This is a genomic window from Paraburkholderia agricolaris (assembly GCF_009455635.1).
GTDB lineage: Bacteria > Pseudomonadota > Gammaproteobacteria > Burkholderiales > Burkholderiaceae > Paraburkholderia > Paraburkholderia agricolaris.
Window position 1 is genome coordinate 1107855 of record NZ_QPER01000002.1, and the last position, 12519, is coordinate 1120373.

The window sequence follows — 12519 nt, forward strand, 5'->3', positions numbered from 1 at the left end:
GAACTTCCAATGACGATCCTGGGCGCATTGATCATCCTGTTTCATCCGAGCGAAGCGCAACTCGCACGCGCGGTGGCGATGCGCGAAAGGTGCGATCGTCTGCTGGTGGTCGACAACTCGCCTTTGCCGGACGCGCGCGCCGCGATCATGCTGGGGGAGGCGGGCGTCGCGTTGCAGCATCACGGTAATCGCAATGGCATTGCGGGCGCCTTCAATTGCGGCTTGAGTACGCTGTTCGACTCGGGTGTGGAAGCGGTCGCGCTGTTCGACCAGGATTCGGAGGCGCCTGCCGACTACTTCACGGTGATGCGCGAGCGGTGCGCCTCAATGAGCGGCCGGGCATTCCTGGCCGGCCCGCGTATCTTCGATGAGAACGATCAGCGCTTCCTGCCCGAGCTCGCGACGAGCGGGCTGGCGGTCGAAAGATTGGCGATACAAGCCGACGTGCCGTTGCAGCGCTGCGCCTTTCTGATTTCGTCCGGCTGCGTCGTGTCTCGCGAGGCGTTCGCGCGGCTTGGCCGCTTCGACGAAGCGCTGTTCATCGATCATGTCGACACCGAGTACTGCTTGCGCGCGCTGCTGCGTAATGTGCCTGTGTATGTCGTGCCGTCGCTCGTGCTGCTGCATCGGATTGGCTCGCGGAGCCGTCACAAACTGGGTCCGCTGGAATTGACGACGATGAATCATCCCGGTTTCCGCCGCTATTACAGCGCGCGAAACGCAATGCAGCTGGCGCTGCAATATGGATTACGTTTGCCGGTGGCGATCGTGCCGAACGTGCTGACGCTCTGGCAAATCGTGCAAATCCTGCTGCTGGAGAAGCATAAGGCAGCAAAGCTCAAAGCGATTGCGCAGGGTGTTTTCGATGGATTCTTCGGGCGAATGGGGCCGCTTGAACGGACGCGTCCGCGACTTGCGGCCAACGTTGCCAGGGCGGCTAACGTAGCTGCTGTGGCTGACCCCGCGATGGCCGGCGGGATGAGCACGCCAGAACCGGGAGCGCGCACGGTAGCTCGTGCAGTACCTCGTACCTGGCACTCGTGAGACAGTCTATGCAATTGCTTTTGCCGCGCTCCTCGCCACTGTTTTTACCGCTTCTGCTCATTGCAGCGGCGCTGACAGGGTGTGTGAGCGATGCTGGTCTGCATACTAGCGTTACACCGCTTAAACCGTCCGCCGATGCGCTTGTCCAGAGTATCGGGCCGAACGCGAACGGCACATGGCCCGCGCCCGATTGGGTCAAACGCTACCGCGATCCGCAACTGGATGAACTGGTTGCTGAGGCGTTGCAGAATAGTCCCGACCTGCAGATCGCCAAGGCGAGGGTGGGCACCGCGCAGGCCCAACTCGAACAGTTTGCTTCGCTCACCGGTCTTACGGGCACGGCGGGCGCGACGGTAAGCAAGGCCCGCTTGCCGCAACCGGACGACGTGGCCAATGTGTCCGTTGGCGGTCGGCAGATTCCGGTGCAGTTGTTCAACGATCCGGTGGTCTCGCCGGCGGCGTTGTTCGCCGGTTTGAGCTACCAGCTCGACCTGTGGGGCAAGAATGCCGCGCTGACCGGCAGCCTGCTGTCCACGCGCGATGCGGCGCGCGTCGATGCGGAGCAGGCACGGCTCACGTTGACGGTTGCGCTCGTGACGCTCTATTGCGAGCTCGACCGCGGATATGCCATGCAGGACATTCTGCTGCAAAAGCAGCAGGCCGCGGATAGCGTCGATGCGGTGTTGCGCGAGCGGGGTGCGCGCGGCATCGATAACGCTTACGACTCGGCCGACGCCGCACTGAAACGAAGCCGGCTCGCTTCGCAGCAGGCACTCAACGACGAACGCATCAAACTGACCGAGTTGCAGATCGGCGTGCTGACGGGGCGCGGCGCGGAGCGCGGTTTGTCGCTGCATCGTCCGCAACTGGCAGCGGCGGCCGACGCGCCAATGCCCGCGCAATTGCCGGTAGACCTGCTGGGCCGCCGGCCCGATATCGTGGCGGCGCGTTTGCGGGCCGAAGCCGCTCTCGCGAATATCGACGCCACGCGGGCGCAGTTTTATCCCGACGTGAATCTGGTGGCCTTTGCCGGGCTCACGGCATTGACGCCCGCCGCGCTTTTCTCGCGCGCGGCGCTGACTGGTTCGGTGGGACCGGCGATCTCCTTGCCGATTTTCGATCGAACCCGGCTGCGTGCCCAACTCGGCGGCGATTACGCCAACGTCGACGCCGCGATCGCTCTTTACAACAAGACGATCGACGAGGCGCTCGGCGACGTTGCGCGTCAACTGACTTCGTTGCGTACGGTCGATACGCTCACCACTGAGCAGACGCGCGCGGTCGACGCAGCCGCAAAGATCGTTGCGATTGCAGAGGAGCGGCATCGTCGGGGTATCGGCATGCAGAAGGACGTGACGCTGGCGGACCTGTCCTTACTCGACGAACGCGCCCAGCAAGTCGATTTGCAGGGCCGCCGCAGACTGCTGCAGGTCGCGCTGGTGGGCGCGCTCGGTGGCGGCTTTGACGTACGCAAGGTGGCCGGCGCGCCGATCTCGCACTATCAGCCGACCTTTCCCTCTCACGCACGCATCACGGATACGCACTTCGATTGAATGCACAACGATAAACAGGCACAGCATGCCGCCGGCTGGACCCAGCAGCAGGCAAACCCGGCAGACGGGGGAGGCATATCGGGCGACGCGCACGATTCGAAACGGACTGCGCGGCGGCGCCGGTTTGCCGTTTTCTTCGGTGTGGTGGCGCTCGCCGGTCTGGCGTGGCTAACGTATTGGGGGTTGAGCGCGCGCTTCTTTGAGGAGACCGACGACGCCTACGTGGCGGGCAACATCGTGCAGATCGCCGCGCAGATACCCGGCACGGTCACCGATATTCTCGTGGACAACACGCGTCAGGTTCGTGCGGGCCAGCCGCTCGTCAAGCTCGACGACGCCGAAGCGGCCGCCGCGTTCGCGCAGGCCAAAGCGCAACTTACACTCGCCGTGCGCCAGGTAGCAAACGCGACGATCTCGCGCAAGCTCTACGTGCAATCGATCGATGCGCGCCGCGCCGAACTGGCGTTGGCGCAACGTGCGCTGGCGGCGCGCGATCATGCGTCGGTCGAGGTAGTGTCGCCGGAAGAACTGGCGCGTGCTCGTGAGGCGGTGGCGGTTGCTCAAGCGAATCTCGCTTCGGCACAGGTCCAACTCGATGCTGCCCGCGCGCTCGGCGGAAAATTTCCGGTCGAAGCCAGTCCGCCGGTTCTGCAAGCCGCCGCGCAATTGCGGCTTGCTTATCGGAACCTGCAGCGCACCACCGTGGTTTCTCCCGTCGACGGCACGGTCGGGCAGCGCTCGGTGCAGATCGGCCAGCAGGTCGGGCCAGGACTCGCCCTGATGTCGATCATCCCGCTCGAGCGTCTATGGGTCGAAGCGAACTTCAAGGAAGGCCAGATCCGCAGCATGCGGGTGGGGCAGCCCGTGCGCATCGTGTCGGACGTGTATGGCTCGCAGGTGGTGTATCACGGGCACGTGGAAGGCTTCTCGGCGGGCACGGGTAGCGCGTTCTCGATGCTGCCTTCGCAGAACGCGGCCGGCAACTGGATCAAGGTCGTGCAGCGCGTGCCGATCGTGATTTCGCTCGATCCGGCCGAACTCGCTGCGCATCCGTTGCGACTCGGTCTCTCGATGCAGGTGTCGGTGGATACGCACGTGCGAAGTGGTCATCTGATCGGCAACGATACGCCGGCGGCCACGTTGAGTACCCGCGTCCACGATAACGTTTCGCGCGATGCCGACACGTTGATCGCGCAGATCATCCGGGATAACAGCGACCGGGGTGGCGCTGCGCAATAGCGGCTAGTTGCCGGGATCGATCACCGGTTTGTCCGGCTCAGCAAGCGTTCTATAGGGAAGGGCTGCTGCGTGCGGATTGCTTGTGGTGTCGTCGATCACGCGATCGACGTCCGCGGTTTTCGCGAGTTCCGTGAGGAACGCCTGTTTATCGAAGCCTGGTGCGACGCAACCTTGAACGTAGATGAAGCGGCGTTGCAGCGTGAGCCACAGCGTCGACTGTTCGCGCCAGTGGTTGGCGTAGTTGATATTGGCGAGCCGCCGCTGTACGGCCTCGGCGATTTCCGCGTCGTACAGGTACGCGTTCGACAGACGGCACCGACCTTCCACCCAGCAGCTATTGCCGCGCTCGATCCGGTAATGGCTGTCGTCGAGCCATTCCTGTTCGGTCTCGAGCGGGCCCAGCGGTACCGGGCAGTCACTGACCGCTTGGGATATCTGAAAGAACGGGTCGTGCCCGCGATTGACGCGTTGCGCCTCGCCATAGGCGTGCGTCGCGGCCATGCAGACCAGAAAACTTGCCAGGTACTGTCTAATCAGGCGTTCCATCGTCTTCGGCTCCGGAGTGTTGAGCGTGGGGCAGACGGATCGACGGCCTTGATTCCCGGCTACCTGGACGAGATTATGCAGCGGCTGTTCGGATGCTCAACGATTCTTACGACGATTCTCGACAGCGAACTTGATCAACTCAGCCTGACCTTCGATATCGAGCTTGCGTTTCAGATTCAGCCGATGCGTTTCTACCGTGCGCACGGACAAATCGTTGCGTTGCGCGATCTGCTTGCTCGAGAGGCCTTCCGCGAGCGCGTCGAGAATATCGCGCTCGCGCGGCGTGAGCCGTTCAATCGGCGATTGCGTCGCCGAGGCCTGAATTAATCGTGCGCCCAGCCCTGCGCTGAAAAACGTCTTGCCTTCCAGCACCGCGCCGATTGCCTGAATGATTTCGGTGGCGGGTGAGTCTTTGAGTACGTAGCCGCTGGCCCCCGCGCGTACCGCCTGGGTCACGTACTCGAGGTTGTCGTGCATGGACAGCATCAACACGCGAATTGCCGGGAAGCGTTCATGAAACAGGCCGGCCAGCGCGATACCGTTCATCCCGTTCATGCCGACGTCCATCAGCACCAGATGCGGTTCCTGACTGTCGGCGAGCGCGAGCGCTTCCTGCGCATTGCCGGCTTCGCCGACGATCTCGATGTTGCGTACGGCTTCGAGCCGCGCGCGCAAGCCGTCGCGAACCAGCGGGTGGTCGTCGATCAGAATCAAACGTGCGATGGCGAGGGACATGTCGTTCATCATCAGATTTCCTGCAAGGCCGGCGATTGAGGCGTGGACGCTACCACTGGCACACGCGCGGTCACGATCGTATGACCGGGCTGCGAGCTGAGTGACAGCTTGCCGCCCAGCGTGTCCAGCCGCTCGCGCATATTGCGCAGACCCACCCCCGCGTGTGGATTGACGAGCGCGTGCGCGACGTCGAAACCGCAGCCGTTGTCCGCGATGGTTAGCGTGACGGCATCGCTCGATACCTCCAGCGACAGCGCCGCACTGGAGGCGTGGGCATGCCGCACGATATTCGTCAACGCTTCCTGGGCGATACGGAACAGCACGGTATTCACCGCTTCCGGCAAAGACGCGGCATGGGTATGGGCAATCTGCGTGAAGCCGATCTGGATGCCGGACTGGTCGCTCAACTCGCGGGTGAGCTGTTCCAGGGCAGCCGCTACGCCGAGGTCGTCGAGCATGGACGGACGCAGTGCGTGAGAGATGCGGCGCACTTCACGCAAGGTGTCGCCGATCCGCGCAATGCTCGTCGATAGCGCGGCTTCTGCTGCGGGCACGCGCGCGTCACTGCGTTCGAAGCGCGTCAATGCCGATTCGAGCAGCAGCTTCACGGAGACCATCATCTGGCTGATGCCGTCGTGCAACTCACGTGACAGACGCGCTCGTTCGTTTTCCTGTGAGTCGACCACCTGCTGCGCGAGCCGCTTGAGTTTTGCGTCGGCGCTGCGGTATTCGGTGACGTTGAGCACCAGCGCACACAAGGCGATCACGAAGAGTCCGGCCACCGCGATACCGTCGATCCACTGCATCGTGCGATCGATGTTGGCCGCTGCGCCTTCGTCGATATGCGCGAGTGTGGCATCGACATCGTCGAGATAGATGCCGGTGCCGATCATCCAGCCCCAGCGTTCGAGCGGCACCACGTAGCCCAGTTTCGACGCCAGTTTGCCCGTCGATGGCCGATGCCAGACGTAACGCACATAACCGCCGCCGCGCGAGGCCGCGGCGAGCAGTTGCTGGATCGTCAGCGCGCCGTTCGGATCGCGCAGCGCCCAGAGGTCGCGGCCAACGAGATCGGGTTCGCGCGGATGCATCAGCGTACGGCCGTGCATGTCGTAGACGAAGAAGTAGCCGTCCTTGCCGAAGTCCATTTTCCCGAGAATGTCGAGCGCACGGGTACGCAGCATCGCATCGTCGCGTGCGTTGTCGCGGCCCGCGTCGTAGAGCGGGGCGATCGCCGTGGTCGCGAGCTCGACATAGTGTTTGAGCTCGATTTCCTTGCTGGCCATGTAGGCGGCCTGAGTGGTCGCGTGCTGCGTTTCGGCGAGCGCCGTGGCTTCCCGGCGCACGCCGATTTCAATGCTGGCGATGGCCGCCAGAAAGGGCACGATCGCCAGCAGGACAATCTTTGCTTTGAGTTTCATCGTAGAGAGAACGGCCGACGGGCTACGTAGTATTACGTAGCTGGCTTACGTAGTTGCGCGCTTGTGACAGCGCCCACGAAGGCGAATACTACATCCCCGCGGCGTGCCGCGCCTTCTGGCGCGTTGTTGCGGTGCACCTGGCGGTGGCAGCCTGGTGCCGAGCAAAAAGCAAACACCGGTTTTGCCGTCTAATATCAGGTAACCGGTTTTCCGCGTGCCCGGCCAAAAGTCGAGGCGCGCGGTTTCAATAATAGACTTAGGAGAAGTTCGTGGAGACCTCCCAATCTTCCGGCCGTTCATGGCTATGGATCGTCCTGCTGATCCCGTACATCGCGTTGCTGTGGTTGCCGTTCTATAACGACACACGGCCCTCATTCGCCGGCTTTCCGTTCTTCTACTGGTATCAGTTCTTGTGGGTTCCGTTGACCTCGCTGCTGATTTACGTCGTGTACCGAGGTGTCAAATGAGCGATGTCAATCCTGTGAACCCGGTTGCGATGACCGTCTTTATCGCGTTCTTTGTTCTTGTCACCGTGATCGGTTTTTTTGCCGCGCGCTGGAAGCGGGGCGACCTGACGCAATTGCACGAGTGGGGCCTGGGTGGCCGCCAGTTCGGCACGGTGATTTCGTGGTTCCTCGTGGGCGGCGATTTCTATACCGCTTACACCGTGATTGCGGTGCCTGCGCTGGTGTATTCGGTGGGCGCGTATGGTTTCTTTGCGTTGCCGTACACCATCATTGTCTATCCGTTCGTGTTCGCGGTGATGCCCAAGCTGTGGAAGATCGCGCATGCGAAGAACCACATCACGGCAGCGGACTACGTGCAGGGCGAATACGGCGGCAAGTGGTTCCCGGCCGCGGTGGCGGTCACCGGTATTGTCGCGACCATGCCGTATATCGCGCTTCAGCTGGTGGGCATGCAGGTGGTGATCAAGGGGCTTGGCGTGACCGGCGAGATGCCGCTGATCGTCGCTTTCGTGATTCTGGCGCTGTACACGTATGCAAGCGGTTTGCGGGCGCCGGCGATGATTGCCTTCGTCAAGGACATCATGATCTATATCGTCGTGATCGCGGCAGTCTGGCTGATTCCGGCGAAGCTTGGTGGCTATGCGCATGTGTTCGACGCGGCCGATACGTATTTCAAGGCCAAGGGCGGCGCAACCGGAATCATTCTGAAGCCGACGCAGTTCACTGCTTATGCATCGCTTGCGTTAGGCTCGGCGCTGGCGGCGTTCATGTATCCGCATACGATGACGGCGGTGTTGTCGTCCGCGTCGGCTAACACGGTGCGCAAGAATGCGATTTTCCTGCCCGCGTATACGCTATTGCTGGGCTTGATCGCGTTGCTCGGTTATATGGCGATTGCTGCCGGCGTGCATGTGAAGTCGGCGTCCGACATGGTGCCGGCGCTGTTTAACACGCTGTTTCCTTCGTGGTTTGTCGGCTTTGCGGCCGCGGCCATTGCGATTAGCGCGTTGGTGCCTGCCGCGATCATGTCGATTGGCGCGGCCAATCTGTTCACGCGGAATTTGTGGCGTCCTCTCGTCTCGCCGAATATCACGCCTGAGGCTGAAGCATCGACCGCGAAGATCGTTTCGCTGGTCGTGAAGTTTGGCGCGCTGCTGTTTATCGTGTTTCTGCCGACGCAGTATGCGATTGATCTGCAACTGCTGGGTGGGGTGTGGATTCTGCAGATTTTCCCGGCTATTGTGTTTTCGCTGTATACGCGGCGGTTGAATACGCCAGGGTTGTTTCTTGGGTGGCTGGTGGGGATCGTGCTGGGGACTGGGTTGGCTATTTCGCAAGGACTTAAGCCGGTGTTTGCCTTGCATGTCGGTGGTGCTACCTATCCGCTTTATATCGGATTGATCGCCCTGGCGGCTAATATTGTGGTGAGTTTTGTGGTGTCGGTTTTGTCGCCGCGGAGGGTTGTGGCGGCGGTTTGAGGTGGTTGTTCGGCTGGCGCCGTGGGCTACCTGCGGCGCTGGTCTTCACTGACCAAATCAGCGCAGCCACGCAACGACTGCCCGCGCAACATTGGGGCCGGTAACGGCGCAACAATAAAAAAGGCACGATTGCTCGCGCCTTTTTTCGTTTTTACCGCTTACTTTTTCCCCTCTTTGGTGGACTGACGACCACACCTTCGGGGGCAATGTCGGGGTAGTCTTCCCATAGCGGTAACAAAAGTAGCGTTATGCCACCCGCCACCCTTCCAGCTTCTGTGCGGAAAAATTCGAACTCCTCCACCGAGCAACGAGCTTGAACGAGCCTGATTGCGTCTTCAACAGACCGAAATGCATCACGCAAGGTCTTGTCGATATCCTTCGCAGTTTCTTTATCCATAGTGTTTTCCTAACAGCCGTTATCGGCCAGGCATTGAGTGATGCAAAGATGATAGTTCCTGCCGTCATTCATTGCGGGGGTCGGAAGATATTGCATCGTGCATTTGTCAATACACTTTTCACGCACGTCTCGACAGCGCTTTGACGCAGGCCGACCATAACTGCATTTGACGAAGCCCGAATCAGGGTCACCGCCGTCTGAGAACAGCTGAGCATATAGCACCGCACGTTTCGATTGCGCGTTCTGCTCCGGTATCAGGATAGGGAACGGAACCTGTTCTTGCGCCGCTATTTGCAGTTCCGGTACATCGCCTCGAACGGGTTGACCCGTCGGGGTGACAGTGAAGTCGCGATAGAAAAGTTTCCAGGCGAACTTCGCCCGCGTGAAAACGTAACATTCAGGGCATACCGGGTTGATTGCCGTCGTGCTGCTTGCCTTCAGCGCACTGCGCGCACCTGATAGTTTTGCAGGCGGCCCAACCGGCTCAACGCCACCCTCGTAGTTGCTAATCCACTGATCTATCTCATCGTTGGAAATAGTTTGTGCGGCTTCGTTGTTTTTCGCAACCGTCCCGGTGCGGCTCGATACACGTCCGTCAGGCGTGTAGGTGTAGTCCACTGTCAGGATACGTTTTACCCCGGCCGTCAGAGGGATTGTGTCCTCCTTGTACACGAACCGGATAACGCGCCCACGTTTGTCGTATGTGAAGCGTCCTTCCCGGTAGTTGCCGCTAACGACGGTTAGTCGGTTAGACGCATCGCGTTCAATTTCGCTGATGAGGAAGTGGGAAATATGCTCCTGGGCACTCATCAGATTGCCCGTTTCGTCTGGAAAGTACCACCAGTATTCTGTTTTTATCCCATTGAGGTAAACCGTCGCTTCCGACATGCGATTATTCGCGTCGTAGATCGCACCAATCGTCAGCTTGGTTCCCGTGCTGATCGCGTCGAAACCATTTTCTCCGGTCGAGTCGGTCGTGTCGAACTCGCTGTATCCCGTAACGTTCCCACTCTGGTCATACACGAACGCCCGCATTTTTCCAGGCGATGCCACTAGCAATGGCCGCAAGCTCGTAGCATCCGCATATCTCACGTTCGTTATGACGGTCCCGTTAGCACTGGTTACAGCCGCGCGCACCGGCCGACCCGTCGCATCGTATGAATAGGCAGCGGTTCCGTCAGGTGCTGTTTTTTGTAGCAGGTTGCCGTTCGCGTCCAAACTTCGGCTCTCGTTGCCGTCGGCAGCAGTGCTACCTGTCAACCGCAACATCCCGGCGATAGACGCGTAGTTCATCGTCCCGGATTCGTTACCCCAAGACATGGTGGTCGAGTTTCTACTGTAAGCAAACTGAACGTTCTGCGTCGTATCCGGGTGACTGACGGCGGTCGCGCGGCCCCGGTCGTCGTAAGTCCAAGTTGCGATACGTGAGCCGTTCTCGTCAATGACACCGGTAAGCGCATTCTTGAAGCGTAAATCGTCGTAGACATACCGGCGAACATAGCCGTCGGGCCATGTCACGGATATCAGATTGCTATTCGCGTCATACCCATACTGTGTAAGGCCGCCACTTGGGTCGGTCATACGGTAGATGCGACCTTGCGTATCGTAGTCAAGCTTGATTGTGAGAAGGTCGTACTTTGGCATTGCACCGGCAGCGCGCTGATTGATCGCCGTGAGTCTTCCCGTGCCGTCGTAAACGAGCGTGCGTGTAAAGCCCGTATGGGTCGCCTCAGCCTGCAACACGCCTTGCCTGGAATAGGTTTCGACGGTATTGCTTGTCAGGTCCGTTAACGTCCAACCGCTGCCCGACTGCGCGAGCGCTAACCCGCTAAACGCGGAAGTCTTCCACTGTCCGCTCGTCAATTGGAAAGTCAGTGGCTGCCCACTTGCACGATACGCGACGATCTTCGGGGAGCTACCGCTCGCTCCGGTAACGTCAAGTTGACGCTGCCAGTTATTTAGCCACATCGGCCCCATCGCCGTCGCAGATTTGACGAAGGGGGAAGAAAGATAGCTTCGCGTAAAAGTCAGCGGCACTGCGTCGCCACTGCGGAAGTCACTTTCAATCAGGGTTACTTTGCCGTTGGCCGGATACACGGGATCGGCAACCGGACATGAATCGTCGGGATCGTCAGGCGTGGAACACCATTCGTCAATCAGTGCCATGTCGTTGCGGCATCCGTAGCTGCCCATGCCACCCGGCGTATTGCTTGCTACGTCAAGTCGGCACGAAGAAGTGCCCGGCGTCGCCCCCGACTTTGGATAAAGATCCCAGCAGCTTTCAGCATGAGCGCTGATGGCGGTTGATGACAGCGCTAGCGCAGCCAAAAGGCGCACGATATTGGCCCGCAGCCCGTTGGGCGTTTTCATTTGCCTCATAGATATCCCTTTTGCAATGCATCGTTGGCAATTCGTAATGCGCTCGACACTGCACCAGGTAGAGGCTGTCAATAAAATAGGACAACTCCCAAAATTGGATGTCTCTTTGGTAGATCGGAATGTTCGGCATTGCATTGGCGCGCAATTCCGCGTCATTGCCGCCCGATTCTGACCTCACCTAGGGGAGCACTGTTAAAAGTGACCATGCATGACGAAGGCGAGCATGCCGTGCGATCATCGTTGACCATGACACGACCAACGATTGACAGATTGAGGCAGGAGCAACAGCCATCGACGTTATTTCGAACGACGCTAACGCCGTTTCACGTGCGAAGCCGTGGGCAAGGAGTGGGGGACGCGGCGGTAGCGTAAGCCGTCGTTCAGAGTGGACACTTCGTAAGGGAGCTTCGAATCGCGATCTTTAACAGCCGCGAGAAAATATAATCAGGGGAACACTAGAAGAGCCAGACGGTGAGCGATCAGCGTCTACGCCTAAAGTTGATCCCCACGAACACGGCCATCAACATCAGAAATCCCCCAAACAGTAGGGCGGAATTGACGACGACGTGTCTGACGCCGAGCACGTCGACGTTGATGAAAGGATAGGGATAAAAGTCTGACAAACTCCCGCGCCAGAAAGTGATGGCGAGGTACGCGACGGGATAGATCAGCCACAGCAGGCAATGCCGTAACCGTAAATGAAATCGCGGTACGAATAACACCCAGTAAAGCACCGTCAGCATCGGTAAAACGCTGTGCATCGATTCGTTGAGCAGCAGCCTGTACGCCCTCGGCGACCACATTCCGCGTAGAAGCAGGTTGTAGGCAATCCCCACAAATGCCATGTAGACAACGACCGCGGTCACGACGGTTGGCTGCCGAAAAAAACGTATGATCGCCAGGCTGCGCCTTCGTAACGCTACGCAGGTAAAGCAGACCGCGCACGCTAATACCGTTAGATTGGTGAGGTAACTGCTCATCCGCGCAACCCCATCAAGCACGCCGAGCCCGCGGGCTAGCGTGCGGTCGATCGTCAGGTCGGCTTGCGCAACGATCGAAATCCACGCGATCACGGCAATGATCGCCGCCAGCGTCACAGACGAGACGCTGGGCGTGTGGAGCGGAAGCTCGGGCTCATGGTGATGATCTGGGGCAGGGCGCATGCGAACGATTCTATACACACCTCATGCGCTTTGCAGCAAGCGCGAAAAGCGCACGAGCCGAAGTCGAGGCCGATCCGCACCCAACCTCTGCCCAATA

At 59.9% G+C, this 12519-nt stretch carries 10 protein-coding genes and 1 pseudogene; 5 read left to right on the forward strand and 6 right to left on the reverse strand.

From position 1 onward, the window contains the following. Positions 1-9 precede the first annotated feature (9 nt). The 3 genes and pseudogenes from GH665_RS26375 to GH665_RS26385 all read left to right on the forward strand — a co-directional run. Positions 10-906 (forward strand): annotated as a pseudogene (locus GH665_RS26375) (glycosyltransferase family 2 protein); the annotation flags it as partial. A 146-nt stretch (positions 907-1052) separates the two neighbouring features. Then, entirely contained in the window at positions 1053-2597 is a 1545-nt protein-coding gene (locus GH665_RS26380; protein ID WP_153140204.1) for an efflux transporter outer membrane subunit, read from the forward strand. Beyond that, positions 2598-3836 (forward strand): HlyD/EmrA/EmrK family protein, encoded by a 1239-nt coding sequence (locus GH665_RS26385; protein WP_153140205.1) that lies wholly within the window; start codon positions 2598-2600, stop codon positions 3834-3836. It abuts the gene before it with no gap. A 3-nt stretch (positions 3837-3839) separates the two neighbouring features. On the opposite strand, the gene GH665_RS26390 is transcribed toward GH665_RS26385, so the two are convergent. The 3 genes from GH665_RS26390 to GH665_RS26400 form a co-directional block, all read right to left on the reverse strand. After that, complete coding sequence (locus tag GH665_RS26390) at positions 3840-4382, reverse strand: hypothetical protein (protein ID WP_153140206.1); 543 nt, start codon at positions 4380-4382, stop codon at positions 3840-3842. A gap of 96 nt (positions 4383-4478) precedes the next feature. Continuing rightward, on the reverse strand, positions 4479-5126 hold the full coding sequence (locus GH665_RS26395) for a response regulator (protein ID WP_153142310.1): 648 nt from the start codon (positions 5124-5126) through the stop codon (positions 4479-4481). A 2-nt stretch (positions 5127-5128) separates the two neighbouring features. Beyond that, on the reverse strand, positions 5129-6538 hold the full coding sequence (locus GH665_RS26400) for a cache domain-containing protein (protein ID WP_153140207.1): 1410 nt from the start codon (positions 6536-6538) through the stop codon (positions 5129-5131). A gap of 269 nt (positions 6539-6807) precedes the next feature. Between GH665_RS26400 and GH665_RS26405 the strand changes: the two genes are divergently transcribed. Continuing rightward, positions 6808-7005: a DUF3311 domain-containing protein gene (locus GH665_RS26405; protein WP_028198313.1), complete on the forward strand. Its 198-nt coding sequence runs from the start codon at positions 6808-6810 to the stop codon at positions 7003-7005. After that, entirely contained in the window at positions 7002-8483 is a 1482-nt protein-coding gene (mctP, locus tag GH665_RS26410) for a monocarboxylate uptake permease MctP (protein ID WP_153140208.1), read from the forward strand. The genes GH665_RS26405 and mctP overlap by 4 nt, the downstream gene beginning before the upstream one ends. Before the next feature lie 151 nt (positions 8484-8634). Here the strand turns inward: mctP and GH665_RS26415 are convergent, their stop codons facing one another. The 3 genes from GH665_RS26415 to GH665_RS26425 all read right to left on the reverse strand — a co-directional run bounded on the left by GH665_RS26415 (position 8635) and on the right by GH665_RS26425 (position 12422). Continuing rightward, positions 8635-8880: a hypothetical protein gene (locus GH665_RS26415; RefSeq protein ID WP_153140209.1), complete on the reverse strand. Its 246-nt coding sequence runs from the start codon at positions 8878-8880 to the stop codon at positions 8635-8637. A 9-nt stretch (positions 8881-8889) separates the two neighbouring features. After that, positions 8890-11250 (reverse strand): DUF6531 domain-containing protein, encoded by a 2361-nt coding sequence (locus GH665_RS26420; protein ID WP_167531010.1) that lies wholly within the window; start codon positions 11248-11250, stop codon positions 8890-8892. A 488-nt stretch (positions 11251-11738) separates the two neighbouring features. Then, positions 11739-12422, reverse strand: coding sequence for a Pr6Pr family membrane protein (locus tag GH665_RS26425; RefSeq protein WP_153140211.1), 684 nt, complete (start codon positions 12420-12422; stop codon positions 11739-11741). Positions 12423-12519: the final 97 nt, after the last annotated feature.

Coding starts and splice junctions, on each gene's coding strand:
- GH665_RS26380 (WP_153140204.1), top strand. CDS start 1,053: ATGCAATTGCTTTTGCCGCGCTCCTCGCCACTGTTTTTACCGCTTCTG.
- GH665_RS26385 (WP_153140205.1), top strand. CDS start 2,598: ATGCACAACGATAAACAGGCACAGCATGCCGCCGGCTGGACCCAGCAG.
- GH665_RS26390 (WP_153140206.1), bottom strand. CDS start 4,382: ATGGAACGCCTGATTAGACAGTACCTGGCAAGTTTTCTGGTCTGCATG.
- GH665_RS26395 (WP_153142310.1), bottom strand. CDS start 5,126: ATGAACGACATGTCCCTCGCCATCGCACGTTTGATTCTGATCGACGAC.
- GH665_RS26400 (WP_153140207.1), bottom strand. CDS start 6,538: ATGAAACTCAAAGCAAAGATTGTCCTGCTGGCGATCGTGCCCTTTCTG.
- mctP (WP_153140208.1), top strand. CDS start 7,002: ATGAGCGATGTCAATCCTGTGAACCCGGTTGCGATGACCGTCTTTATC.
- GH665_RS26415 (WP_153140209.1), bottom strand. CDS start 8,880: ATGGATAAAGAAACTGCGAAGGATATCGACAAGACCTTGCGTGATGCA.
- GH665_RS26420 (WP_167531010.1), bottom strand. CDS start 11,250: ATGAAAACGCCCAACGGGCTGCGGGCCAATATCGTGCGCCTTTTGGCT.
- GH665_RS26425 (WP_153140211.1), bottom strand. CDS start 12,422: ATGCGCCCTGCCCCAGATCATCACCATGAGCCCGAGCTTCCGCTCCAC.